Raw genomic sequence first — 26588 nt, forward strand, 5'->3', positions numbered from 1 at the left:
GAAAAAGTATCATACAAGGCGTTACTTTGCGTTTACTAATAGAAAGCCAGTGTAGGTGCCTTTCGAGAAGGGACAATACAGGGTGATACTTTTTTCTGAAATGCCGTTTAGGTATTCTTCAAAGACCCGCAGGGCGTGGTCTAAAAGCCCTATCTTTAAGTTGAGGATCTTATCAATAGAATAATTATTAAGTTGCGCTCCTCGCCATAAATCTAGTTGCTTTTATCCACACGCTGAGGCGGGAGGACTTATTCGCAGGTTCCTTAATTTAACAAGCACTGGTGTTTTTACATCCAGTGCTTGTTTTTAATGGCTTCTCATCCATTTTTGTTGTTAAAAGCGGTTTGCTTGAAAGTCTGCAAACGCCTGCATGACCTCAGCTTTGGTATTCATCACAAATGGACCTCCTCGGGCAACAGGTTCACCAATAGGTTGACCTGATACCAAGAGAAAGCGGCTATCTACTTCTGTATTAATGATTACTTTTTCTCCTAGGCTTAAGATAGCGAGCTTGCCTGCCTCTATTCTTGTGGCATCTTTGCCTATCGTGATTTGCCCTTCGATTGAATAGATAAAGGTGTTATCCGTTTTTGCGAGTGTTTGTTTAAACTCATCTCCCGCTTTTAAGGACACATCTAAATAGCTTGGTTTAACGGCTTCATTAACCACTGGGCCTAGAGTGCCTTGGTCTGTTTGCCCAGAAATGACTCGAATTTGGGTGCCTGTGGCTCGTTTTTCTAGGGCAATTTTATCAACGGGGAATTCCTGATAAGCCGGCTCAGAAAATTTGTCTTTGGCCGGAAGATTGACCCAAAGCTGAAAGCCCATTAACAAACCATCTATTTGTTCTGGCATCTCAGAGTGCACTATGCCTTTGCCTGCTGTCATCCACTGGACGCCGCCTGGCTCAATAAGGCCTTCATTGCCTGCGCTATCTTTATGTCTCATTTGGCCTGCTAATAAGTAGGTAACGGTTTCAAAGCCTCTGTGTGGGTGACTAGGAAAACCGCCAATATAGTCTTGCGCTTGGTCAGATTCAAATGCATCTAGCAGTAGAAACGGGTCAAACATATTTAGTGTTTGTGTGCCTATGATGCGAGTGAGTTTAACGCCGTCACCATCCATTGCTGCTTGTCCGCTATGTATCTCTATTACTTCTTTGCTGTTTAAGCTTGTCATCTTGTCTCCTCGCCTCTAAATGTCTTGTGGAGGCTTAAGTTGAATGAATATGGAGTTAGCTTATTCCTACTTTAAATTTGAATAAACAAGCGTAAAATCAAATGATAGTTCTTTTAAAGAGAACAATGTGAAATAAAAATTGGAATTAGGATAGAGTCCATGGGCCAATTAGAAGATATGCAGCTTTTCATTCGAGTGGTTGATGCGGGAGGTATTGGGCGAGCCGCTGAGCAACTCGGGATTGCAAAGTCTGCGGTGAGTCGACGTCTGAGTGAGTTAGAAGCTAGGCTAGGGTGTCGCTTGATTCAGCGTACGACACGTACATCCAGTTTGACTGATATTGGCCAGCGTTACTATGCACAGGCGCAGAAACTTATTGATCAGGTGGATGAAGTACACCTTGATATGGTGAATGAGTCGAAAGCCTTAAGTGGCAGCATTCGCTTAGCGGTTCCTCTTTCCTTCGGCTTATTGCATTTAAGCTCGGCGATTGATTTATTTATTAAGCAGCATCCAGGCATATCAGTTCAGCTAGACTTTTCTGATCGGCAGGTGGATCTTGTTGAAGAAGGGTTTGATTTGGCGTTGCGTATTGCGGATTTACAAGACTCTAGCATCCAAGCTCGCAAAATTTGTCCTTCTCATCATGTGCTGGTGGCAAGTCCTGATTATTTAGCGCAAAAGGGCGAACCTAAAAAACCAGCAGATTTGCGTTATTTTGATTATCTAAAGTATGGCTCGGGGAATCAGAGTCACTTTTCTTTATTTGATCAAAAAGGGCTCGCTCACAAGGTCAATCTTAATGCCAAAATGACAGCCAATAACGGGGACTTTTTACTGCAAATGGTAAAGGCGGGTCATGGGGTTACTTTTTTGCCGAGTTTTTTAGCCTGGCAAGCATTGGCGACAGGGGATCTTGTTCAGATTTTAAGGCCTTATACCTTACCTAGTTTAAATATCTATTTTGTTTATCCGCAGAATCGTTTTTTACCACAAAGGGTGCGGGCCTTGATGGACTTTGTCATTGCAAGGTTTGGTGATAATCCATATTGGGATCAAGCGTTGAATTAGTGGGTAGAGTTTGGCTTGTTGGGTCTGGTTATTTAACTGCTAGCATGCAGTATTCTATAAGCAAAAAAAAGCCCCGCAATGAGCATTGCAGGGCTAAAAACTAGAGAGTAACGCGATCTAAATAATGATTAGATCACTTTACTGGGGGCCGCGATTAAACGGCTTTCTGACTTAATGAAGCGCTTTCAATGACTTCATTAAGGTGCAGCCAAGTTTCGACAACGGTATCTGGGTTCAAGGACACACTTTCAATGCCTTGCGCCACTAACCAGTCAGCGAAATCTGGGTGATCTGATGGTCCTTGACCACAGATACCCACGTATTTACCTTTCTCGCGACATGCTTTGATTGCCATTTTAAGCAGAATCTTCACAGCGTCGTTTCTTTCATCAAACTTATCAGCAATCAGGCCTGAGTCACGGTCAAGACCAAGTGTTAACTGAGTTAAGTCGTTAGAACCGATTGAGAAACCGTCGAAGTATTCTAAGAACTGATCTGCTAATAGTGCATTTGAAGGCAGTTCGCACATCATAATAAGCTTCAGACCATTCTCGCCACGTACTAGGCCTTGTTCAGCCAGTAGTTCGGTAACTAGGCGTGCTTCGTCTAGGTTACGAACAAATGGAATCATCAGTTGTACATTAGTGAAGCCCATTTCGTTACGAACACGTTTCATTGCTTCACACTCAAGTGCAAAACAGTCGCGGAAAGAGTCATCTATGTAGCGTGCTGCACCACGGAAGCCTAGCATTGGGTTTTCTTCATCTGGCTCGAACAAAGGTCCACCAACAAGGTTGTGGTACTCATTCGATTTAAAGTCAGATAAACGAACAATGACTGGCTTGTCAGCGAAAGAACAAGCAAGCGTGGCAACACCTTCGACTAATTTGTCGATGTAGAAATCAACTGGTGATGCGTAGCCAGCAATGCGCTCTGAAATTTCTTCTTTCAAGCTAGCGTCTAGGCTATCAAAGTTAAGAAGCGCTTTCGGGTGAATACCAATCATACGGTTGATGATGAATTCTAGACGGGCTAAGCCGATCCCTTCGTTTGGTAACATAGCAAAGTCGAATGCACGGTTAGGGTTACCTACGTTCATCATGACTTTAACTGGAATTTCTGGCATTTCGCCAACTTCAGATGTGATTACATCAAAGTCGATGAGACCTTCGTAAACGACACCTAGGTCACCTTGTGCACAAGAAACAGTCACTTCTTGTCCATCTTTAAGTACGCTAGTCGCATCGTTACAACCAACTACGGCAGGAATACCAAGCTCACGGGCTATGATTGCTGCGTGACAGGTACGACCACCACGGTTAGTGACAATCGCAGAAGCACGTTTCATGATAGGTTCCCAATCTGGGTCTGTGATGTCAGTAACGAGTACATCACCTTCTTCGATACGGTCCATTTCAGTGATAGATGAAAGCACTTTCACTGTACCAGAGCCTATCTTGTGACCGATTGCGCGGCCATCAGTGATGATTTCACCTTCATGTTTAAGGCGGAATCTTTCCATGCTTTGTGTATTTTCTTGGCTACGTACTGTCTCAGGACGTGCTTGTACTATGTAAAGTTTGCCATCGATACCGTCTTTAGCCCACTCAATGTCCATTGGACGTTGGTAATGCTTTTCGATGATGCAAGCTTGGCGAGCTAGATCTTCAACTTCTTGATCGCTTAATGAGAACTCTCTTTGCTTATCAAGCGCAACAGGAACAATCTTAACGAATTCGTCATCGCTGTCGGCATCTGCGTATTCCATTTTTTGTGCTTTGCTACCCAATGCTTTACGTACAACACTTGGGCGGTTAGCAGCCAAGGTTTGCTTGTGTACAAAGAACTCATCTGGGTTAACGGTACCTTGTACAACCATTTCACCTAGGCCATAAGCTGAGGTGATGAAAACAACATCATCAAAACCAGACTCAGTATCTAGTGTGAAAAGAACACCAGAAGCGCCTATGTCACTGCGTACCATTTTTTGGATACCCGCAGAGATAGCCACACCTTTGTGTTCAAAGCCTTGGTGAACACGGTATGAGATAGCACGGTCATTGTATAAAGAGGCAAAAACACGCTTGATAGAAAGTTTGATGTCTTCAAGGCCAATAACGTTTAGGTAAGTTTCTTGTTGGCCTGCAAAAGACGCGTCAGGTAAGTCTTCAGCCGTCGCTGATGAACGTACAGCGAAAGATGCTTCTGCATTGTTTTGAGCAAGTACGGCGTAAGCGTCTTCGATTTCTTTGTTGAATTCGTCAGAGAAGTCTTCTGTTTCTACCCACTCACGGATGACTTTACCTGCTTCTGCTAAGGCATGAACATCATCAACGTCCAAAGTATCTAATAAATCATGGATACGTTTGTTAAGGCCACTTTGCTCTAGGAAAGTTTGATAAGCATAAGAAGTGGTTGCGAAGCCGTTTGGAACTTGAATGCCAAGTTCAGTTAGATTAGAAATCATTTCGCCTAGAGAGGCGTTTTTACCGCCCACAGTACCGACATCGTCAATACCTAAATCTTTAAACCACTTAATGAAATTGCTCACCTGTATCACTCCTACGTGCGATTTTGTATTCGTTATTTTTTATGTGTTCTTACGAACGGTTTCTCTCGTGCTTGCGTCTTGAGCTTTGATTTTCAAAGTGTGATTACATGCTTATCTGTATTCTTGTGCGCCATTTGCTGATTTGCATTTGGGCTTGCCACCTTTACTCATTGAGCTCATTGTATGTAGCGAATGGGTAATCAACAAAATTGAATATTCGATGTGGTTTTATTTCAAACGGAAAATGCTATGTCGTTACATAACAACATAATTGCCAGTTTGACCTATAAAAATGTGACAATTTAACAACGACTTGGAGATAAAGATGAAGGTGTATTTTGTATCTGATGGGACAGCAATTACCGCAGAAGTGTTTGGTTCTGCCATGCTGTCTTTTTTTGATGTGAAGATAGATACCAAGAGTGTGCCATTCCTTACTACGGTAGATAAGGCAATGGGCTTTTGTCAGCAATTGGAAGAAGACGCTAAATCTGGTGAAGTGCCTTTAGTGTTTTACACCATCTCAGATCATATTATTCGAGACAAAATTCAGGCTTCTTGCGGTCATTGTTACAATCTATTTGGCGATCTACTTTCACCTATTGAAAAAGCGCTTGGAGTACCAGCTAGACCGACCGCTCAGAAGGCTCATGGTATTAAGGAAGGGGTCTACGATGGCCGTATAGATGCGATTAACTATGCTTTAGCGAATGATGATGGCTGCTCTGTGAAGAACTTAGAAGAAGCGCATATTATCTTACTTGGGGTATCTCGTTCGGGTAAAACACCAACCAGTTTATACCTAGCGATGCAGTACGGAATTAAAGCGGCTAACTATCCCTTGAATGAAGATGATTTTGAGTCCAATGGTTTGCCTAAGGTATTGAAACCTCATAAGAAACGTCTTTATGGCTTAACTATTGAAGCGAATCGATTACATGAAATTAGAACTGGCCGTATGGCCCAGAGTAAATATGCATCGTTAAAACAATGTCGTTATGAGGTTGCTGAGGTTGAGGCAATTTACCGACAAGAACGTATTTTATACGTGGATTCAACGCATTTATCTGTGGAAGAAATTTCCACCAAAGTGATGCAAGATATGGAATTAGAGCGTCATAGAGCCTAACAAAACAAACATCAACCTATCTAATTTTTAGATGGGTTGGTGTTTATGACTGTTTTTTTTGTGAATTTAATTATAAATATGTGCTTTTTTAGCTCTTTTTTGCATTTTTCTTTTCATATCTTGGTGAATTTCACCCTTTCAAATCATGTTTTGTTGTGGAATTACCAATCCAACGAATAAATCGATCTATAAATACACTGCTTTTTTTAGCTAAGACCCAAAAGTGTCATTAAGCATCTATAGAATATGAGGTTAGACCTTATAAAGAGATGGAATACGCTTCTATAAGGTAAAAAATTCTATCTGTGTTTGTCTCACTGCTCTATAATATGCGCGTTTACTATCGCTTAATCAGAAGCTAAAAGAATAGTAAATGCTGAACATCGGGTTGTTTGACAATGTGATGTGCAAGGCTCTTCTATCTAGATGCCATCAAATTGATCAAATCAAGGAATACCAACGTTGTCTAAAAAAACCAACAAAGAGCAAAAAACTATCGATCCCTTTCAAGCGCGTGAAGCGTCTAAATACGAAAATCCTGTCCCCAGTCGTGAATACATACTCGAATTCTTAGCGTCAGAAAATAAAGCTTTTTCTCATCCTGCTTTATGTGAAGCCTTTAACTTGACAGGTGAAGACGAAATTGAAGCATTACGTCGTCGTTTGATTGCGATGGCGCGTGATCATCAAGCAAGTTGTATCAATAATGAATACTCTCCTTTAGCTCAAGACGATTTTCACGAAGGTTATATTCAAGGTAATAAAGAAGGGCATGGTTTCTTATTACGTGAAGATGAAGACGATATCTTCATTTCTGCCCGCCAAATGCAATTGGTGATGGATGGCGATAAGGTGCGTGTACGTCCTTCTGGCCGTACCGTACGTGGTCGTCTCGACGGTGTTATCGTTGAAGTATTAGAACATAAGCATGCTCGTTTAGTTGGCCGTTATTATAAAGAAAGCCAAGCTGAGTTTGTGACCCCAGAAAACCCACGATTGTCACAAGACATCTTGTTAGCGAAAGATACGGGTTTGCATCCTGAGCATGGCCAGTATGTGGTAATCGAAATTACTGAGTATGCGGATAAGCGTAATGCTGCTAAAGGTGTTATCACGCAAATACTGGGTGACTTTATGGCACCTGGTCTTGAAATAGATGTGGCATTACACAGATATGAAGTACCGCATGAATGGCCAGATGCGGTTATCAAACAAGTTAAGAATATCGGCGCAGAAGTCGCAGAAGAAGATAAAGTTAACCGCGTTGATTTAAGAGAGCGACCTTTCGTCACTATTGATGGTGAAGATGCGCGTGACTTTGATGATGCGGTCATGTGTGAGAAAACACCGGGTGGATGGAAGCTTTATGTGGCCATTGCCGATGTATCTCATTATGTTAAAAAAGGCAGCGCATTAGATGCAGAAGCGATTGTTAGGGGGAACTCGGTTTACTTCCCTGGTCGTGTTATTCCCATGTTGCCAGAAGCGCTATCAAATGGTCTTTGTTCTCTAAACCCTGATGTTGATCGTCTGGCAATGGTCGCGGAAATCTCTTTGACTTCTCGCGGTAAAATGCGCGGTTATAAATTTTATGAAGGTTTGATTCGTTCTCATGCCCGTTTAACCTATACCAAGGTTGCGCACATGATCGCTGAGCCTGTTGATGGCGAACGTGAACCTCAAGCCCAAGCATTAAGAGAAAGGTATGCTGATATCGTTTCTCACATTGATGATCTTGCGGGACTTTATCAAGTACTGCGTCAAGCGCGTGATGAACGTGGTGCGCTTGAGTTTGATACTGTTGAAACTCGTATGGTATTCGATCAGTTTTCAAAAATTGATCAAATTGTGCCAGTAGAACGTAATGATGCCCATAAACTCATTGAAGAATGTATGTTGTGTGCAAACGTAGCGACAGCTGAGTTCTTATTAAAGTCTGGCTTACCTGCTTTGTTCCGTATTCACGAAGGGCCAAAAGAAGAAAAACTAATTGCCTTACGTGATTATTTATCTGTTTTAGGTTTGTCTATTGGTGGTGGATTAAAACCAACACCAGATGATTACGCGGCCTTATCTGCAGATATACAAGGGCGCTCGGATGCCCGTAGTATTCAAACCATGATTCTACGCTCTATGAGCCAAGCCATTTACTCGCCAGATAATCTTGGCCATTTTGGTTTGAACTATGAAGCTTATACGCACTTTACCTCGCCAATCCGTCGTTATCCTGATCTATTGGTGCACAGGGCGATTCGCTATCTAATTCGTGGGGAAGGGCGTCCTAAGCTACGCCAAGCCATTCGTGTTGCAGGTAGTGAAGAGCTGAAAGCGAAAAAGATCTATGGCTATGATGATGCTGACATGGATGGCTTTGGTGATTCATGTTCTATCACAGAACGTCGTGCTGATGAAGCAACCCGTGATGTTGAAGCCTGGCTAAAATGCCAATATGTAGAGCAACATTTAGGTGAAGAGTTTGATGGTGTGATCACGGCAGTGACACCTTTTGGTATCTTTGTTGAATTACAAAATCTCTTTGTTGATGGCCTAGTGCATATTTCTGCTTTAGGTAATGACTATTTCCATCATGACCCTGAAATGCAGGTCATTGTTGGTGAGCGTACTGCTAAGGTTTTCCGTCTTGGCGATAAGCTTAAAGTCACTGTGGCTCAAGTGAATCTTGATCAACGTAAGATCGATTTGGCAATCGTATCTGAGAAAAAAGCACCACGTGTAATAAAAGAAAAACAATCGAATTTATCAGAGCTTGAAATGCAGCTAGCTCAATTACCGCCAATGGAATTAGGTGCACCGAGTCGTCCAGCTAAATCTTCTGAAAAACCGGCTGATAAAGAATCTAAGCAAGAAGGTGATTCAGCAGAAGGTGGCACAGATAAAGCCAATAAGAAAAAGCGACATAAGAAAAAAAGCGTATCAAAAGGTAAGCGTATCCGTCAGAAAAAAACGGATACAGCTAACAAAGGTGCCAAGCCTGCGAAGAAGCCTAAAAGTGCAGCGGCGAAAAAAATAAGCGCGATTAAGAAAGCAAAAAAGAAAGGTAAAAAGAGCAATGCTAAGGCACGCTCACAAGACTAAAGCAGAGCCGTCATTTCTGCTTGATGCCTGCTGAAGCTTTTATTTCAGTAGGCTTGATAACTAATAATGTTGAGTTGAAAAATATCACTATGTCAGATTTAGAATGGGTTTATGGTATTCATGCGGTTGAAAATTTATTGCTTCAGCAAGCTGAAAGAATAAAAGAGATACGTTTTCAAGAAGGCCGTGATGATAAAAAGATTAAGCGTTTACAGGTCTTGTGTCGTGAAAAAGGCATAAAAGTAAATGTGGTAGCAAGACGCGAAATTGACCAGCTTTTCAAAAGCAATCAAGAACGTGTTGTTCATCAGGGAGTGGCTGCATTTGCGAAAATGACACGCTCTCAAGATGAAGCTGATCTATATCAGCTAGTTGAGAATCTAGATGAGCCACCGCTAATCATTATTTTGGACGGTATTACAGACCCACATAATTTGGGTGCTTGTTTGCGAAGTGCCGATGCGGCCGGTGCTCATGCGCTTGTTATGCCAAAAGATAAGTCTGCACCTCTAAATGCGACGGTTAGTAAAGTGGCGTGTGGTGCTGCTGAAAGTATTCCTGTTTACGCTGTGACTAACCTTGCTCGTACTATGAAAAAGCTACAAGACAAGGGTGTTTGGATATTTGGTACAGCGGGTGAAGCAACACAAACAGTCTATGAGCAAGATCTGACGATTCCATCAGCGATTGTGATGGGAGCAGAGGGAGACGGTATGCGTCGCCTTACTCGTGAGCAATGTGATTATCTTGTGAAATTGCCTATGGCTGGTGTGGTTTCAAGTTTAAATGTATCTGTTGCTACAGGTATTTGTTTATATGAGGCAGTACGTCAACGTGCTGTGAAAAAAGCCTAATTGTTAGGGAAATAGAATGGCTAATGCTCGCTTTAATATTGCGCCTGTCAGTACAGAGATGGACGCAGCGCTAGAAGATAAGATTAATAACAAGACTAAGCCGTTAGGTGCGTTAGGACAGCTTGAGTCTTTAGCTAAGCAATTGGGCCAAATTCAACAAAGCCTTGAGCCTGAAATCAATAAACCTCATATGATAGTGTTTGCAGCTGACCATGGGGTTGTGGCGCAAAATGTTAGCCCTTTCCCGCAAGAAGTGACTTACCAAATGGTGCTTAACTTTTTGTCCGGTGGTGCTGCTGTAAATGTGTTTTGTGCCCAACATAAAGTGCCTTTACGTATTGTTGATGTGGGCGTTAAATCTGTTTTTGATGATCATAACTTATTATCAAAACGTAAGGTTGCTAATGGCACTAAAGATTTTACTGAAAAATCAGCCATGACAGAGTATGAATTTAAAGCCGCTCTTCAAGTTGGCTTTGACGAGGTAGACAGAGCAAAAACAGCAGGTTCTAACCTAGTTATGTTTGGTGAGATGGGGATAGGGAATACCACAACGGCCTCTTGTTTGATGGCCTCTTTGACTGGGTTATCCGCAGAGAGCTGTGTTGGACCAGGAACGGGTGCAAGTGAAGAGGGTATTGCACGTAAAGCAAAAGTGATCGAGCAAACACAGCAAAGAATGAAAGATGACTATCCAAGGGAATTGTATCGAAAGTCTATTTCAGAATTAGATGCACAGCTTATTGCTCAAGAATGTGGTGGTTTTGAAATCATTGCTATGACAGGCGCTATGATACGTGCTGCAGAGCGCAAAATCGCGTTTGTAGTGGATGGCTTTATTTGCAGTGTGGCTTATTTACTGGCTTACAAGCTGGATGAAAATGTAAAAGGCTTTGCTATCTTTGCTCATGAATCTCAAGAAACAGCGCATGCCGCCTTATTACGCTATCTTGAAGTAACGCCTTTATTATCTATGTCATTAAGGTTAGGGGAAGGTTCGGGGGCAATTTTGGCCTTGCCACTGATTGAAAGTGCGACCTTATTTTTGAAAAACATGGCGAGCTTTGAAAGTGCTGAAGTGAGCCAAGAAAAAACTTAGTACTGCTAGGGTGGTAACAAGATGAAAGCATGGTTACTTAGTTTAATAGAGCAACCTTGGCCGACAAAAGCCATGTTAATTGAAGGCTTTAAACGTTCTGTTATCACCTATAGTCGCTTGCCACTTAAACATGAGTGGCAAGATGATATCCCTCATGTTCAAGCGGTTACCTTTTTACCGCTAGTCGGCGCCATTATTGCTTTAATCAGCACTTGGCCCCTGTTGTTTGATTTCTCTGATTCTCTTTCTGCTTTGTTAATCATCATCTCCAGTGTGGTTCTCACGGGGGCTTTTCATGAAGATGGAATGATGGATAGTCTTGATGGCTTGATTGGTGGTTGGACTCAAGAGCAAAGATTAGAAATTATGAAGGATTCAAGGCTTGGGAGTTACGCCGCCATTGGTATTTGGTGCGTGCTTAGTCTCAAGTGGTTGCTACTCACTCAGATACTTGCCTTGACTCAAAGTGTTTTGATAGGCGTGCTCATTTGGCTATTTGTCCATGCTTTAGCGCGTGTTACGCCTATTCTTATCATGCATAAATTACCTTATGTTTCATTGGGAAAATCTAAAGCCGTTTCTATGATAGGTAAGCTTTCAGCTCATGAATGGGTTTATGTAGGTGCCCCCATCGCATTACTTTCAAGCTTTATGTTTGCTTGGCACATAGGTACCTTTTTATGTGTATTAGTGGGCATTATTGCTACTCTTTTTGGTCGTTATTTAAAACATAAAATTTCTGGCTTTAATGGGGATACACTAGGGGCTTCTGAACAGATTTCTGAGTTAGCCCTACTATTTTCGATTCTTATTTATTTTAGTTAAGGAACCCGCGAATAAGTCCTCCCGACTGAGAAGAGGTGACTTAATCGCAGGTTCCTTAATCGTGTTTACCGATCTTTTTATATTCCTGCTTGATTGATGTGAGGCCATTGTGAAACTCTTTTTAATACGACACCCCCAACCTGATATTGAAAAAGGTCTGTGTTATGGGGCGATGGACCTTGACCTTGCGCCTGCATGGGAGGAAGACGCAGAGTTGCTTACAAGCTGGCTTTTTTCTCGAATAAAAGGGACAAGTGTGAGTTTTCATAGCCCATTGCAAAGGGCTGCCAAATTAGCTGACTTTTTGGACCCTGAATCTGAAAGCGTGGATGCGTTGAAAGAACTTGATTTTGGTTTATGGGAAGGGCGTTTGTGGCATCAAATAGACAGGGAAGAGATAGATGCTTGGTCACAAGACATTGTTCATAGTGCGCCTTATCAGGGAGAGTCGCTAGATCAGGTGAGACAAAGAGTGATGGGCTGGTGGCTGCAAAAATATCAAGCGCTTCGACATGCAGAAGAGACACCTGATAACGTGATATTAGTTGCACACTCTGGCGTTATTAAAGTATTGGTAAGCCAGCTATGTGGTTGGCCCTTGGCACAAAGTCACCTTATTAATCCCGGTATGATGAGTGTCACTGAGCTCTACCTTAGTGGTGATTTTGTCCAATTAAACCGTTTAGGTGCAGGGGATTGGCTTAATTAGTCATTGTCTTGCTTTCGATTTTAGGAAGTAGTTTATGTTGTATTATTTGGGCATGTTCGGCATTGCTGCCTTTGCCATTACTGGGGTTATTTCCTCTGGTAAGCGGGACATGGATCTCTTTAGTATTATTTTGTTAGGTATGGTGGCCTCGTTAGGTGGCGGTACGATTCGAGATGTCATTTTATCCATGGAAACGGTTTATTGGGTAAAAGATACTTCTTATCTTTGGGTGGCGGTTGGATCTTCCTGCTTTGCTTTTTTCAGTATTCGTTACATTGCTAACCGTGAAACCCTATTTAATTATGCGGATGCTTTTGGGTTAGCGCTTTTTACTGTGGTTGCGACTGAAAGAGTCTTGTTATATCAATTCCCGGATACGATAGCCATTGTCATGGGTGTCATTACTGGGGTAGCTGGGGGGATTATCCGCGATGTCATTTCTCATCGTCCTCCTTTGGTTTTAGGGCGAGAATTTTATGCGACACCTGCATTTTTAGGGGCGGCAATGGTGGTTGCACTGTCAAAAATTGCACCTGGACATGAATTTAATGCGATTTACAGCGCTGCCTTTATTTTTATACTTAGAATATTGGCGATACATAAGGGGCTTTATTACCCGAAATGGCTGCTGTATAAAAAAACAATCGACTAGGATAGATAAGATGGCAATTCAGCAAGAAGATGCAGATAAAAGAGAAGCGCGTTTATTAAAGAAAAAAGCAGTGGTGGATGGTCGTATTGCGGCTGCAACCGAAGAGCGTGGCGTAACAATTTTATTAACCGGCAATGGTAAAGGTAAAAGCTCTAGTGCATTCGGTACTATGGCAAGAGCGCTTGGCCATGGTCACAAAGCCGCCGTAATTCAGTTTATTAAAGGCCGTAAAGAAACGGGCGAACAGCTATTTTTCTCTGAACATCCACAAGTATCTTTTAGTGTGATGGGGCATGGCTTTACCTGGGAAACTCGTGATCCAGAATTAGAGCAAAAAGCGGCAGAGCAAGCTTGGCAGTTAGCTAGTGAAAAGCTATCAGACCCTTCTATTCATTTTGTACTATTAGATGAAATTACTTATATGTATAAATATGGCTATCTGAATGTCGATGATTTAGTTGAAGCTTTGGCTAATCGTCCCGCTCACCAGAATGTCATGATGACTGGGCGAACAGCGCCAAGAGCTTTGTTAGACAGTGTGGATACACATAGTAAGATAGCGGATGAAAAACATGCTTTTAAAGCAGGTGTTAAAGCACAAGTGGGCATTGAGTGGTAGTTCGAGTAGCGACCTATAATGCTGCTTTAAATCGCCCCTATGCTGGGGCGCTTAAGCAGGTATTAACCTGCTTTGATAAGCTTAATCCTCATACTTGGGATAAGCAGGCTATGGCGGTTGCATTAGTCATCCGTCATGTGAGACCCGATATATTATTACTGAACGAATTTGATTATGATGAAAGTGGCGAATCTCTAGCTGCTTTCTGTGAACACTATTTAGAAAATCCAAATCTACCTCAAGCTAAATTAGCGCCGCCCATTTATTACCCCGAACGTTTTTCTGCTCCCGTAAACACTGGTCTGCCTTCAGGGCGTGACTTCGACAAAGATGGCGTTGCATCCGATAAAGGCGCTGATGCTTTAGGTTTTGGAGCCTTTCCTGGCCAGTACGGCATGTTGGTTTTATCTCAATACCCAGTTTTGAAGGCGTCTTTTAGAAGCTTTCAACACTTTTTATGGACGCAGATGCCAAATGCAAAATTACCACAAAAGAGCGAGAAACAAGGTGGCGGTAGTTGGTTTGACCAAGAAGATTTAGCTAAGTTGCCTTTGTCATCAAAGTCTCACTGGGATTTGCCCGTTCAACTTGACGAAGGGGTTTTACACCTACTTTGCTCTCATCCGACACCCCCTGTTTTTGATGGTGATGAAAAACGCAATGCTTGTAGAAATCATGATGAAATACGTTTCTGGCGAGATTATGTGCAAGGTGAGCACTATATGATAGATGACAAGGGCGTAATTGGAGGGCTAACACAAGGGGATGAGTTTTTAGTATTAGGTGATTTAAATGCCAGCTTGAAAGAAGGGGATGCCATGACCCAAAGTTTGCAGCAATTGTTAGACACTTTAGCTATTAAACAAACTCAGTTACCCATCAGTGAAGGTGCAGTAGAGCATTCACCTAATCTTCCTTGGGCTAAGTGGCATACGGCGAGTTGGAGATTGAATGCTGATTATGTACTTTACCCAAGAACACTAGATAGAAAATACTTTGTACAAAAACAAGGTGTTTTCTGGCCTGAAGCCAGTAGTCCTATGGCGAGAAGTGTCAAGCTAGCCTCCGATCATAGACTTGTTTTTGTTGATCTTAAAAGCAAATAGATTCTCTAGCTGAGTTCGAATAATTAACTCTAAAGCTAAGCCTTTAACTTCAATTGTCAATTTTACTTTTCCCTAATGGTAAAATAATCTTTTTACTTTCCCTTGAGCTAATGGTAAAAAATGCCCTGTTAAGGTTTAGGGATAACCTCTTTATGTCAGAAATTAATCCAGATAATCAGCTTATACAAGCCTTGTCTGCTTATGTGAATGAAGCCATATTAATCATAAAAGCAGAGGATGCTCAGTGCTTATATGCTTCACCTTTAGCGTGTAAATACCTTCAATCTTGTGCTGTAAGCCTACAAGAAAAAACTTTGTTTGAAATTGATCAAGAGCTTAATAACTTTAATCAATGGCAGGCTTATGTGAGCCAGGTTCAAATTGATAACGCGCATGCCCATTACACCTGTTTGTCTCGTCATGATAACTCTGAACTCTCGGTCGAAATTAGAGCCAATTGGATTCGCTTTCAAGAGGTCGAATCTATTCTCATGACGGTACGAGATGTGTCCGCTCGTCATATATACGAAAATAAAGTATTAGACGATAAAGTGTTACGCACTTTTACGCTTCACGAAGCTCAAGATGGTTACTGGGATTGGGATCTGGTTGAAAACAGTCTTTATTTGAGCCCACATTGTTTTCATCTTATGCGTATTAACCAAGATGAAGTTAGTTGCTCTGTATTAGAGCAATGGTTAAGCGTGATTCATCCTCAGGACAAAAAAGCAGCCTTTCAAACAATTGATAATCATGTCAGAGGGAGAACAGAGCGCTTTAAACTCAAATATCGTTTAAGACAAAAGAGTGGCGAATACATCTGGGTTCAAGGACGTGGGGCGACAGTTGAGCGTGATGAAGATGGTAACCCAACTCGAATTTTAGGTTCTGTTATCGATATTACGGAGTCCGAATCAACCGCTCAAAACCTTTTGTGGCATTCTCAGCATGATGCTTTGACGAAAGTTTATAATCGTAAAAAGGGTTATGAATTTTTCCACGAATATTTAATGAAAGCCCAACAGTCCTTAAGAGATGGGCGACCTGCTTTATTCCAGATTGCTGTGTTAGATATTGATGATTTTAAGCGTGTGAATGATCAGTATGGTCATCTTGTTGGAGATGCTTTGCTCCAACATTTTACTGACTTTGTGCAAAACTATATTGAAGGTGAAATGATATTAGCTAGATGGGGTGGGGAAGAGTTCGTTTTGTTAAGTTATGGTAGAAATGATCTCGGCTTTATTAACCTTATTGATCATTTAGTAAAGCGCTATTCAAGTAGCACCTTTAAAGGGGATTTAGCCAAACCTATTCATACTTCTGTGAGTGTGGGGGTTGCTTGTTTTAAAAATGAGTCAGATTCAATAGCCTCTTTGTTTAAGGCTGCGGATCAAGCTATGTATCAAGCAAAAGCTGAGGGGAAAAATACTTTCTGTCTAGCCTAGGGGCTTATTATCTTAGTATTTTTAAGTAGATAAAAATGCCTTATATTAGTGCGAAAAAGTGTACAGATTTTTATACACTTGTTTTGTTTTTACAAAAAAAGCCAATGTTTAAAAGATTGTGAAATTACATGAATTCACTAAAATTCGCTTGCCTGAGCAAAGTTCAGGTTTTCAGTGAGTAGGAGACATGAAATGACCACAATGACAGCAACCCCTTTTAAACATACCAGACTAGAAGATGCCCAAGCCATCATCATAGGTACTATTCTCGCTGCTTTAGGCGTTAACCTTTATACCTCTGCAAGTTTATTGTCTGGTGGTACGGCTGGTTTGGCCTTTCTTGCTCAATATGCCTTCCCGTTTACTTTCGGTGAAGTATTTTTCGTTATCAATTTACCTTTTTATTACCTTGCTGTTACTCAGATTGGCTGGGAGTTCACCTTAAAAACATTTGCCAGTGTATTACTGGTTTCCTTCTTTGCTGATATCACCCCTATGTTTATCAGTTTTGATGGTCTGAACCCTATTTATGCGAGTCTTGTTGGTGGTTTCTTGATGGGAGCTGGTTTCCTTATGTTATTCCGCCACAATGCCAGCTTAGGTGGACTTAATATCCTAGCGCGTTACTTAGCACAGACCCGCGGTTACTCTATTGGCAAGTTCCAGATGATAGTGGACTGTATTATTGTATTCATGGCTATTTTTGTTGTTGATCTAGACGCTATTTTATTATCCGTATTAGGTGCAATTGCACTGAATCTTATTTTGGCTGTGAATCACAAGCCTGGCCGTTACAGTGGCTTTTAAGGGCTGATTATCTAAGCATTCGCTTTTCTAGTTAAGACTATTGAATTGCCCACCAGAGGCTATGGTGGGCATTTTCTAAACAAATCATTCTTTCTATTTCTTTCTTCATCTTCTCGATAATGCCGAGTTAGCTTTTTCTTAGGTATTTATCATCTTGTCTCTTTGATAAAATAACCTAATTACAAATCGAACTAATTACTAAAGCTGCTTTCTATCAGCGAAAAGTGAACAGACGTGCGGCAGCAAAGGGTGATTTTTTTGTTGTATACATAGGCTGTTCTTCATAAGGTTTGGTCTTAGGATCAAAGCATTAAACGATTCATTTTAGAGTAACTCACTTGCGTTTAGATTATTACCTAGCCCATGCGGCTAACTTATCAAGAAAAGAGGCCAAAATTGCCATTGCTAAAGGCCGTGTTCTTGTAAATGGTGAAAGCAAATTAAAAGCAAATACCAGCGTGACGGATAGTTGTGATGTGATATTAGATAAGAAGTCATTATCTTTTCAGCAGAACCGATATTATATGATGCATAAACCAGAAGGTGTGGTGTGTGCGCTGCAAGATGATGAGCACTCAGTGGTGCTAGATTTATTGCCAAACGAGATTAAGAAAGAGCTGAAAGTAGTTGGTCGCCTTGATAAAGACACAACCGGTTTATTGCTTTTGACAACAGATGGCCAGTGGCTGCATAAAATCACTTCGCCTAAACACGATTGTCCAAAAACGTATTTGGTCGATTTGGCAGATAAGATAGAGCAAGATGCAGTGAACGCCTTAGAGCAAGGCGTGCTATTAAATGGTGAGATAGATTTAACAAAACCTGCCAAAGTAGTGGTTCACTCTGATAAGCAAATTAGCCTGACAATTAGCGAAGGTAAATATCATCAAGTGAAGCGTATGCTAGCTGCAGTTGGTAATAAAGTAGAAGCACTGCATAGAAGCCAAATTGGAGCGCTTGTATTACCTGAAGCCTTGCCTTTGGGAGAGTTTCAAGAATTAAGCCAAGAGCAAGCCGCTCTATTAGCCTAAAAGTTGACTATGAATTTCCTGATCATAGGATGATCAAATTAACTTAAATTGAGAGTGAAGTATGTCTGAAGAATTAAGTGTTGAGCAAAGAGTGCATTTATTGGCTTCTGCTGATGATGAGCGTATGGCGTATTTTGTTAAGCAAGTTATAACATCTGAACAGGTGTGGAGCTTGAGTAATGAAGAAGGGTTCGTCATGGTAGAAACAGATGAAGGCGATTGTGTCATGGTTTGGCCTGATGCTGATTTTGCCGCACAATGGGCTGTTGATGATTGGGACGATTGTGAACCTGTCTCTGTACCATTAGCGGAATTCAAGGCTAATTGGTTGCCGAGTTTAGAAGCCGATAAGATTGATATTGCCGTATTCCCAAATATTGAAGACGAAGGCAAACTTATTAAAGCGAATGAGCTTGCAGAAGCGCTTAAAGCCTAAAAAGTTAACCTGCTAATTTTTTTAGCAGGTTAATTTCTAAACACCATTTCTATGACTATCATTATCCTTTATCAAATCAGTGAGTTAAAAAAATAAATTTTTTTTGCAACATGCTGGAACCAAGTCAGGATATCTCTGTCTATCTTTACTAGATACGTATCAATTACTGACAATAAACTGACAAAAGAGATAGCCATTATGAAAAATACATTGAATAAAGCCCTTCTTGCTGGTGCCGCTTTAGCTGTTATGACAAGTGCTGTTGAAGCTAAGCCAAATGATCAACTTACAATTTCTGCTGAAGCATCTTCAAGTGTGAAAGAGAAGTTTGATTCTTGGGTTGCAGGTGATCGTCTAAAAGGTCGTAAAGATCGTTGTTACGGTATTGCTCTTGCTGGTGAAAATGATTGTAAAGCAGGTGCGGGAACAAGTTGTGCAGGTACTTCTACAACTGACTTCCAAGGTAACGCGTGGACTTATGCACCTAAAGGCAGCTGTGAATTTATTATGACACCTAATGGCAATGCCTCTAAAAGTGAAATAAAAGCCTAGTTCGAGAAGCTAGACTTTTATGCAAAACTCTCATCTTTTGACTAAAAAAAAGATGGACTTCTCTGGTGCTGGGATCAATTTGAAACCCCAGCACTATGATGAGGCCATTGCCTTAGCTCTTCCTGATACAGCGGATAAATCACTTTGGTTTGAAGTACATACTGAGAACTATTTTGTAGCGGGTGGGCCTAGGTTGGCATATCTGCAAAAAATCAGGGAATTATACTCACTTAGTTTACATGGGGTTGGTGCTTCCTTAGGTAATCCTTCCTTGTTAACTGAACCTCATCTTAAGCAGGTTGCAGAACTCGTAGAAAGGTTTGATCCTTTTTTAGTGTCTGAACACGCAACTTGGTCTAGTAGCCAAAATGCCTACTTTGCAGATTTATTACCTCTACCTAGAACGCAAAGCGCCCTTACTAGCTTGTGCGATGGGATAGAAAAATATCAAACAGCGATAGGTCGACCTATTTTAATTGAAAACCCTACCAACTATTTAGACTTTGTTGCTGATATGGACGAAGCTGACTTTCTTATGGAAGCCGTTAAGCGAACTGGGTCGGGTTTATTATTAGATGTGAATAACCTCTATCTAAGTAGTAAAAACACTGGCATGGATGTTAATGCATATCTCGATGGTTTAGAGGGTGATCTTATTGGTGAAATACATATCGCAGGCTTTGCGATAGATGAAAACTTTCCAGAGCGCTTGCTGATAGATAGCCATGGTGCGCCAGTTGCCGATGGTGTTTGGCAATTATTAGAGCGAGTGCTTTCTCGTTTTGGACCTAAGCCTGTTTTGCTGGAACGAGACGATAATATTCCAACTTTTAATGAGCTGATGTTAGAAAGAAATCAGGCTCAATCTTATCTTGATTCGATGACACCACTGTCCAAATTGGCTGCTAATTCAGCACCTAATGGGGTGCACCTTGAATGATCATGAGAATTATATTCAAGCCTTCAGCCACTTTATGCGAAGTGGTGATGCTAGCCGTTTAAGTGAATTCTTAACGAATGGGCAAAGTGCTGAATTTCTTAGTATTTATCGAAATGGTTTTTATAAAGCGTGTTTAAGCGCATTAAGCGCAAATTTTACTTGCTTAACTTATGCTCTCGATGATGCTGATTTCAAGCAAATAGCGACGGCTTATATTAATCTTTACCCACCAAGCCAAGCCACGTTAGTTGCTTATGGCATGGCGCCGAACATGTCTAATACTAAAGAGGCTAATATTCCTAGCCTTCCTGTGTTTTTACAGCAATTAGAAGGTCAGGGACCAGAATTAGCGCTTCCTTGGCAGGTGTTATCTGATCTCGCTTTATTAGATCAGGCTTGGATTGGTACCTTAAATAAGCAGAATACAAACCTTGTCAGCTTAGCGCAAGTACAGTCTATGCTAGAGCAAGGAGAGGATTTATCACTTATTCCTTTTCTTTTGATTGAATCCGTTTCTTTGGTGAATACTGAGTTTGCTATTTTTTCTCAATGGCAAGGGCTTAGATTCCAAGGTGAAGGAATAGATAGGTTACAGCGAGCAGGGCAAAACATTCTTTTCTGGCAATATGAAGGAGAGGTTCAAGCAAAATTATTAACATCAGCTGAAGCGCATTTTTATCAAACGTTTTTAGTGACAGGCTCAATAGGCGATGCCTTAGAAAGTGCTGCTCAACAGGATGCTAGCTTAGATATCTCTGTTTTATTTGCGGACTTATTAAATGCATCTCTTTTAAAATTAGAGGTTTAAATAATGATTGGAAAAATCAAAGCATTGTACATTTCAGCAATCGGCTTTGTAGAAACTTGGTTAAAAGACATTGTTTTATTAGGCTTGAGATTTCAGTTAGCGAATGTGTTTTTCTCGTCAGGCCTAGCTAAATGGAATGGTTTTTTGGTGCCAAACCCTGATAACTATGACCTGTTTTTGTATGAATTCTTCTGCCCAGAAGAAATTCGTCCTGGTGCATTACTATTATGTGACCCGCAAACATTGGAATATCAAGAAGGCTCTCTAGCGGTTAGCCTAATTGAAAATGCCGCCTTAATGGCCGGTGTTATGGAGATTATATTGCCGCTCTTGCTATTTGTAGGGTTGTTTTCACGCTTCTCCGCATTAGCGTTAATTGGTATGACTGCCTTTATTCAGTTGGCCGTATTCCCTGAGTGGTCTCATTGGGTTAATCCTGCTTCTTGGTGGGTTGCTGTCGGCGCGGCTATTTTAGTCAGTGGGCCAGGTAGATTCTCATTAGATAGGGTTTTAGGTCTAGATAAAAAGTAGTATTGGAAAACGAATAAATTTATTTATTAAGCCTGATCGTAACTGATCGGGCTTTTTTGTTTGAAAGCATGATAATTTCTTATTAGAAACAAAAATTTAACGAAAAACTGTGTTAGCATCGAAGGATATAGGGCTAAACATGTCTTATCGGACAGCTTTTTACTTATAGGGAAACAGATAACTCAATGAAAAATAAAAGATTGCAGAATCAGCTAATAGAAGAGATTGATGCATTTTTAACAACTCAAAAAAGTTTAATGTTATCGACCTCAAACGAAGCGGGGCTTCCTCATGCTTCTTATGCCCCCTTTGCTATCCATGAAAACGAATTACTTATTTTTATTAGCCAGCTTGCCGCTCATACCCAACATTTATTAATGACGCCAAAAGCAGGCGTATTGATGATTGAAGATGAAAGTTTAAGCCAAGATGTTTTCGCAAGAACTCGATTAAGTTACCAAGTTAAAGTCGAAGCAGTTGATCGAGAGGATGGCTTCTGGCCACAAGGTATTGCCTTATTAAAGGATAAACTGGGCGATAGGATAGATTTATTGAGCCAGTTGGGGGACTTTGTTCTGTTCCGCTTATCACCAATCGAAGGACGTTTTGTAAAAGGTTTTGGGCGAGCCTATGAAATTAACCCAGGGTCACTTGTTGATGAACTCACTCATATCACAAAATAATAAGAGATAAAGCATATTAAACCTTTAGCCAAGCGTATTTGTATCCGCTTGAGCATAAAGTGTAGGAGTATAAAATTTAATGAGTAAGCGTAAAATTAATAGAGAAGAAGTTAGCTCGCGCATTTTACACGCTGCTGAGCATGAATTTGGCCTGTATGGATATAAGGGCGCTAGCCTACAAAATATTGCTAAAAGGGCTGGGCTGCCTAAAGCAAATATCGTTTATTATTTTGTTTCTAAAGAAAACCTTTATAAAGTGGTATTGAATCAAATCGCCAGTAGCTGGAATGATGTGTTCGATAAAGCCACGATTGATGATGATCCTGCTGTTGTTCTTGATAACTTTATTCGTACTAAGTTAGCCCAGAGTATTGCTAAACCTCGTAGTTCTCGTATTTTTGCGATGGAAGTGATTCAAGGGGCAGCGCATATTAGTGAATATCTAAGAGAAGAGTTACGACCTTGGCTGCAAGATAGGATCAATCTGATTGAATCTTGGATAGCTAAAGGCAAGATGAAAGCGGTTGACCCTACCAGCCTTATTTTTATGATTTGGGCGACAACACAGCACTATGCTGACTTTGAATCTCAGATACTTACCTTGCTAGATCAAGACGAATACGCAGAAAGCGATATGACTCGCATCGGTGATACTATTAGTAAAACTATTTTAGGGGGATGTGGCTTAAGCATGCCGTCGGCTGCCTAAACCGATATTTTTAGTGTTCCTTAAGGCCAATAAGCTCATTATTGGCCTTTTTTATTACCAAATTTTAATGTGTTTAATGCTGAGTTAATCGTTAAGCTAAAGCTAATTAATAATTTTAAATAGGTGAACATGTGAGATTCTTTATTATTGTTTTGTTTAGCGCTTTCTCTCTTGCTGCACAGGCAAATTTAAATCTTAAATGGTTAGCACCAGAACCTGAAAATCAAGCGATCAAGCAATTACTTGAATCCTCAGAAGTGTTGCAAACCAGTATCGATCTGATTAATAACAACTGGCAATTAGAAGATGACATTTTACTGCGTATAGGCGGTGAGGAAGATCCTTATCATGACCCTGAAACCAGTACGATTTATTTCTCCTATTATTTCGCCGATGAAATAGCGCAAAGATTTATTGCTGCTAACCCCAATGCCGATCTAGCTGCCCAGCAAAGCTTTGTTATCTCAGGTGTTGTGCATACCTTGTTCCACGAGTATGCCCATGTTTTGGTGGATTATTTAAATTTGCCTGTACTGGGTCGTGAGGAAGATGCAGCAGACTCTTTTGCATCTTATGTTTTGATTACCATGATGGAAGATGGCCCTAGATTACTCAAAGATGGAGCAGATTTATTTTATCTTGAAAGTTTAGATCCAGAACCTTTCGCCTCTGTTATGTTATCTGACTCCCATAGTTTGCCAATACAAAGATTTTATATGAGCCTTTGTCATTTATATGCCAGTGATGAGAAAGCTTACCAATATCTCATTACTGAACATGACTTTGATGAAGAGTGGGTAAATACCTGCTTCATGGATTACGACATTATCATCTCTTCTTGGCAGGTGTTGTTAGCGCAAGAAGAGACATAATGGAATAGACAAAGGTGGATTAAATACTTTGGCCAAGCATGCGGCGTAAAGTGCCATCTTTATCTATGATGTGATGTTTAAGCGCGCCAACAAGGTGTAAGCCAATCGCAAAAATCATCACATTAGCACCTATGCCATGGATACTTTCACCTACGCCTGCTAAAAATTCATTTTGAACTAGCATCCTGCGCGCATTCTCAGGGTCTGGGAAGCTTGCTACTAGCTCTAAACCAAAAACGTATAAACCTCTTCCTTCTGACAATGTCATTATCATGCCTGATATTGGCATCAGCAGCATGCCAATGATTAGCGTCCAATGCATCACTTTTGCCAGTAGGTGTTCAACTGAGGTGTATTTCCCCGCAGGTTTTGGCCAACCATTCATGTAGCGCCAGATTACACGAAGCAGTGCGATAAGCAGTAATATAAAACCAAAAGATTTATGAATAGGGAATAAGGCATAGTCCTTAAACTCTGTCATATATAGGCCTATTGCCATGAGTCCGATAAAGAGAATCGCAACCAACCAATGTAGGCTAACGGTGATCTTGCTGAACTTTGCTTGGGTATCTTTCATTGTATTACTTACCTATCGTGCTTGATGTGAATTATTGTGGATGCTCATGCCACTTAAGCGTGGCTGTGCAGCCTGTTTCTAAATTGTTTTCTACGGTGTTTTTTAAGGTGAAGTGCCAGCCCTTCTGTTGTGCTATCTGAGTGACAATATCCAGCCCTAGTCCAAAGCTCTCTCGGTTAGATTTGCCTCTTTGCATTAGGTGCTCTGTATCCTTGATGCCACAGCCTGAATCTTGAATTGAAATAAACTTGCTCGAAACATTAATGATGATGCAGCCTTCAAAAGAGTGCTCGAAGGCGTTTCTGATTAGGTTAGAAATGACAATGAGCAGCAGGTTTTTTTCGATATAGACTGAGCCATCATCAATGATATTGAGTTGGATTTTGAGCTCACGACCTTCGATTAGATAGCTAAGTTGATGCTTCACTTCAGACACAAGTGTTGCCAGTTCATGGGTGCTCAGTTTTTGCTTTTTAGGCTCACCTTGGTTGTTCTCTTCTTTGTCGGCTTGGGAGAGCCAAAGCAGTGATTCGGTCAAACCTTTCATGTTATTGCTGGATTGGCGTATATGTATGAGAGGGTCTTTAAAGTCATTCGACCCTGTTTCTTGGCGACGATCAATTAAGTCTAACGCGCTGCTAATGACAGCAATTGGTGTACGCAGCTCATGGCTAGCATTTTGTAGGAAGGTCTTTTCCCTTTCTTGGGTTTGCTTTATACGTTTAATACTTTGATTTAACACTTTTGCGATGTGCCCAATTTCTGATTGGTTTTTCAGTAAAGGGTGATCATCGAGTGATTGATAGCAATCTAGGTCACTGGCGATTTGAGCGAGAGATTCCATCGGGGTGAGTACTTTTTGATGGAAGCGGTAGGCAATCCAAAGGACTAAAACTAATAGAAGAATAAGAACGGTTAAGGTCGCTAGCGTGACCGTTGCAAAAATATTGGGAGTAGGGACTTCTTTAATTTTAAATGCTCTACTAAATAAATAGGCAACAAAAATTTGTCTTTCGTTTTTCCCTGGTATAGCGGTGAGTAAGAGAAAATTAGGAGGTGTTGAGCTTTGCTCCATAGTTTGAGTTGTATCGGTTTCTGTCTTCTTTTTGCCTCTTTTAATAAAGACTTTGACTAGTTCATAATTCGCAACCTGTTTTGAACCAAGTGCTTTAGTTAACCAAGAAGGCAAGTTCTGCTCGCCAATATAAACGCTAAACTCACCCATGTCATAGTGTGTTTGAGTGAGTGTATCTGCCTTATCTAATTGAGCGTAGTGATAACCAATTTTGGTTAGGCTCATACGAGCTGAAATATCTAAACCTTGATTGTAGATATAGTAAATTAAGCCAGAGGTACAAAGAATTACAGCAAACGTTAGAATGATAAGCTTTTCTTGTATGAAAAAACGTAAACCTTGTCGAGTATGGCTACTTTGAGCTTTATTTTTTGTCGGAGAATTAGACGTCATTGTCTTCTCCTTCTTGGCAGCGCAATACCACACCAACGCCACGTAGAGTGTGAAGAATAGGTTGATTGAAAGGTTTATTAATGGTTTTTCTTAGTTGGTATAAGTGAGATTTCAGCGCGTCAGAATTTGGTGGTTTTCCTTGCCAGACCACCTCTTCCAATTTCTCTCTACTTAACGGTGCTGGGCTTGCTTTGGCTAATGCCACCAAGAGGTCCCAAGCAACAGGGTTTAAGGTAAGGCTTCTGTTTTGCCTTGTGGCTTCTCTGGTGTCTATGTTGAGAACGAGGTCATCAACCTTAAGTGTATTTTTCTGAGGCAGAGAGCGACTCACTAGGGCTTTTATTCTGGCAACTAATTCGGGTAAGGCAAAAGGTTTGACAAGGTAATCATCCGCGCCTTGTGCAAAGCCCTCAAGCTTATTATCTAAACTATCTCTTGCGGTCAGCATCAAAATTGGCGTGTTATTTCCCTGATCTCTTAATGTTTTGGCTATGGTTAGCCCGTTTAATCTAGGTAGATTTAAGTCTAGTAAAATAATGTCGAAGGATGTTTCTTGGGCAAGTGTCAAACCTTGATCGCCCCTTTCAGCATAGTCACACTCAATATTATCGAAGGCTAAATATTCGATAATATTACTGGCAAGTTGTCGGTTGTCTTCAATCAGGAGTGCAAGCATCCTATTACCTTTTAGATCTTTTTTATTTAGATGTATCTGATTACTTATATGCTGTTAGGGCGGAGTATATCCTGTGAAAAATAAGCTTTTTCACCTTAACTTCACCTTTTACGAGTAATCAAAAGCTTGGTGGACGATTATGCCTAATATTAGTGCAAAG

At 40.9% G+C, this 26588-nt stretch carries 26 protein-coding genes; 21 read left to right on the forward strand and 5 right to left on the reverse strand.

What is annotated here, in order from left to right; genetic code table 11:
- Nucleotides 1-333: 333 nt before the first annotated feature.
- Nucleotides 334-1179, reverse strand: a complete 846-nt coding sequence (locus TW85_RS06700; RefSeq protein WP_046016302.1) for a pirin family protein — start codon at nucleotides 1177-1179, stop codon at nucleotides 334-336.
- A gap of 159 nt (nucleotides 1180-1338) precedes the next feature.
- Here TW85_RS06700 and TW85_RS06705 point away from each other — a divergent pair, with 159 nt between their 5' ends.
- Nucleotides 1339-2250 (forward strand): LysR family transcriptional regulator, encoded by a 912-nt coding sequence (locus tag TW85_RS06705; protein ID WP_046016303.1) that lies wholly within the window; start codon nucleotides 1339-1341, stop codon nucleotides 2248-2250.
- A gap of 154 nt (nucleotides 2251-2404) precedes the next feature.
- Here the strand turns inward: TW85_RS06705 and ppsA are convergent, their stop codons facing one another.
- Nucleotides 2405-4801 carry a phosphoenolpyruvate synthase gene (gene ppsA / locus TW85_RS06710; protein WP_046016304.1) on the reverse strand — a complete coding sequence of 799 codons (2397 nt, stop codon included), beginning with the start codon at nucleotides 4799-4801 and terminating at the stop codon, nucleotides 2405-2407.
- 325 nt (nucleotides 4802-5126) lie between these two features.
- On the opposite strand from ppsA, the gene TW85_RS06715 reads away from it, so the two are divergent.
- The 20 genes from TW85_RS06715 to TW85_RS25365 all read left to right on the forward strand — a co-directional run bounded on the left by TW85_RS06715 (nucleotide 5127) and on the right by TW85_RS25365 (nucleotide 23707).
- Nucleotides 5127-5930, forward strand: coding sequence for a pyruvate, water dikinase regulatory protein (locus TW85_RS06715; protein ID WP_046016305.1), 804 nt, complete (start codon nucleotides 5127-5129; stop codon nucleotides 5928-5930).
- Nucleotides 5931-6392: 462 nt separating this feature from the next.
- Nucleotides 6393-9026, forward strand: a complete 2634-nt coding sequence (gene rnr, locus TW85_RS06720; RefSeq protein WP_046016306.1) for a ribonuclease R — start codon at nucleotides 6393-6395, stop codon at nucleotides 9024-9026.
- 89 nt (nucleotides 9027-9115) lie between these two features.
- A complete protein-coding gene (rlmB, locus tag TW85_RS06725; protein WP_046016373.1) occupies nucleotides 9116-9880 on the forward strand; it encodes a 23S rRNA (guanosine(2251)-2'-O)-methyltransferase RlmB in 765 nt (254 codons plus the stop codon).
- Nucleotides 9881-9896: 16 nt separating this feature from the next.
- Nucleotides 9897-10979 carry a nicotinate-nucleotide--dimethylbenzimidazole phosphoribosyltransferase gene (cobT, locus tag TW85_RS06730; protein ID WP_046016307.1) on the forward strand — a complete coding sequence of 361 codons (1083 nt, stop codon included), beginning with the start codon at nucleotides 9897-9899 and terminating at the stop codon, nucleotides 10977-10979.
- Between the two features lie 21 nt (nucleotides 10980-11000).
- Nucleotides 11001-11804, forward strand: coding sequence for an adenosylcobinamide-GDP ribazoletransferase (locus TW85_RS06735; protein ID WP_046016308.1), 804 nt, complete (start codon nucleotides 11001-11003; stop codon nucleotides 11802-11804).
- A 109-nt stretch (nucleotides 11805-11913) separates the two neighbouring features.
- The gene (locus tag TW85_RS06740; protein ID WP_046016309.1) at nucleotides 11914-12513 is read left to right on the forward strand and encodes a histidine phosphatase family protein; all 600 of its coding nucleotides are present in this window, start codon (nucleotides 11914-11916) and stop codon (nucleotides 12511-12513) included.
- A gap of 34 nt (nucleotides 12514-12547) precedes the next feature.
- Entirely contained in the window at nucleotides 12548-13165 is a 618-nt protein-coding gene (locus tag TW85_RS06745) for a trimeric intracellular cation channel family protein (RefSeq protein WP_036179914.1), read from the forward strand.
- A gap of 10 nt (nucleotides 13166-13175) precedes the next feature.
- Nucleotides 13176-13784, forward strand: coding sequence for a cob(I)yrinic acid a,c-diamide adenosyltransferase (gene cobO, locus TW85_RS06750; RefSeq protein ID WP_046016310.1), 609 nt, complete (start codon nucleotides 13176-13178; stop codon nucleotides 13782-13784).
- On the forward strand, nucleotides 13778-14890 hold the full coding sequence (locus tag TW85_RS06755) for an endonuclease/exonuclease/phosphatase family protein (protein ID WP_046016311.1): 1113 nt from the start codon (nucleotides 13778-13780) through the stop codon (nucleotides 14888-14890). Before cobO ends, TW85_RS06755 begins: the two co-directional genes overlap by 7 nt.
- A gap of 152 nt (nucleotides 14891-15042) precedes the next feature.
- Nucleotides 15043-16338: a sensor domain-containing diguanylate cyclase gene (locus TW85_RS06760; protein WP_046016312.1), complete on the forward strand. Its 1296-nt coding sequence runs from the start codon at nucleotides 15043-15045 to the stop codon at nucleotides 16336-16338.
- A 192-nt stretch (nucleotides 16339-16530) separates the two neighbouring features.
- The gene (locus tag TW85_RS06765) at nucleotides 16531-17145 is read left to right on the forward strand and encodes a YitT family protein (protein WP_046016313.1); all 615 of its coding nucleotides are present in this window, start codon (nucleotides 16531-16533) and stop codon (nucleotides 17143-17145) included.
- A gap of 338 nt (nucleotides 17146-17483) precedes the next feature.
- Entirely contained in the window at nucleotides 17484-18176 is a 693-nt protein-coding gene (locus TW85_RS06770) for a 16S rRNA pseudouridine(516) synthase (RefSeq protein WP_046016314.1), read from the forward strand.
- 61 nt (nucleotides 18177-18237) lie between these two features.
- Nucleotides 18238-18612, forward strand: a complete 375-nt coding sequence (locus tag TW85_RS06775; RefSeq protein ID WP_046016315.1) for a DUF2750 domain-containing protein — start codon at nucleotides 18238-18240, stop codon at nucleotides 18610-18612.
- A 198-nt stretch (nucleotides 18613-18810) separates the two neighbouring features.
- On the forward strand, nucleotides 18811-19164 hold the full coding sequence (locus tag TW85_RS06780) for a DUF2282 domain-containing protein (RefSeq protein ID WP_046016316.1): 354 nt from the start codon (nucleotides 18811-18813) through the stop codon (nucleotides 19162-19164).
- 19 nt (nucleotides 19165-19183) lie between these two features.
- Nucleotides 19184-20104 (forward strand): DUF692 domain-containing protein, encoded by a 921-nt coding sequence (locus TW85_RS06785; RefSeq protein WP_046016317.1) that lies wholly within the window; start codon nucleotides 19184-19186, stop codon nucleotides 20102-20104.
- The gene (locus TW85_RS06790; protein WP_046016318.1) at nucleotides 20097-20912 is read left to right on the forward strand and encodes a putative DNA-binding domain-containing protein; all 816 of its coding nucleotides are present in this window, start codon (nucleotides 20097-20099) and stop codon (nucleotides 20910-20912) included. Before TW85_RS06785 ends, TW85_RS06790 begins: the two co-directional genes overlap by 8 nt.
- Before the next feature lie 3 nt (nucleotides 20913-20915).
- On the forward strand, nucleotides 20916-21443 hold the full coding sequence (locus TW85_RS06795) for a DoxX family protein (protein WP_046016319.1): 528 nt from the start codon (nucleotides 20916-20918) through the stop codon (nucleotides 21441-21443).
- Nucleotides 21444-21628: 185 nt separating this feature from the next.
- Entirely contained in the window at nucleotides 21629-22126 is a 498-nt protein-coding gene (locus tag TW85_RS06800; RefSeq protein ID WP_046016320.1) for a pyridoxamine 5'-phosphate oxidase family protein, read from the forward strand.
- Nucleotides 22127-22205: 79 nt separating this feature from the next.
- Entirely contained in the window at nucleotides 22206-22835 is a 630-nt protein-coding gene (locus TW85_RS06805; RefSeq protein WP_046016321.1) for a TetR/AcrR family transcriptional regulator, read from the forward strand.
- 131 nt (nucleotides 22836-22966) lie between these two features.
- Nucleotides 22967-23707 carry a DUF4344 domain-containing metallopeptidase gene (locus tag TW85_RS25365; protein WP_052701962.1) on the forward strand — a complete coding sequence of 247 codons (741 nt, stop codon included), beginning with the start codon at nucleotides 22967-22969 and terminating at the stop codon, nucleotides 23705-23707.
- A gap of 19 nt (nucleotides 23708-23726) precedes the next feature.
- Here the strand turns inward: TW85_RS25365 and TW85_RS06815 are convergent, their stop codons facing one another.
- The 3 genes from TW85_RS06815 to TW85_RS06825 are packed head-to-tail and all read right to left on the reverse strand — an operon-like array spanning nucleotide 23727 to nucleotide 26428.
- Nucleotides 23727-24284 (reverse strand): cytochrome b, encoded by a 558-nt coding sequence (locus TW85_RS06815; protein ID WP_046016322.1) that lies wholly within the window; start codon nucleotides 24282-24284, stop codon nucleotides 23727-23729.
- Nucleotides 24285-24315: 31 nt separating this feature from the next.
- A complete protein-coding gene (locus tag TW85_RS06820) occupies nucleotides 24316-25752 on the reverse strand; it encodes a HAMP domain-containing sensor histidine kinase (RefSeq protein ID WP_046016323.1) in 1437 nt (478 codons plus the stop codon).
- Nucleotides 25742-26428: a response regulator transcription factor gene (locus tag TW85_RS06825; protein WP_046016324.1), complete on the reverse strand. Its 687-nt coding sequence runs from the start codon at nucleotides 26426-26428 to the stop codon at nucleotides 25742-25744. The genes TW85_RS06820 and TW85_RS06825 overlap by 11 nt, the downstream gene beginning before the upstream one ends.
- Nucleotides 26429-26588 lie beyond the last annotated feature (160 nt).

Origin of the sequence: Marinomonas sp. S3726 (genome assembly GCF_000967665.1) — a bacterium.
Classification (GTDB): domain Bacteria; phylum Pseudomonadota; class Gammaproteobacteria; order Pseudomonadales; family Marinomonadaceae; genus Marinomonas.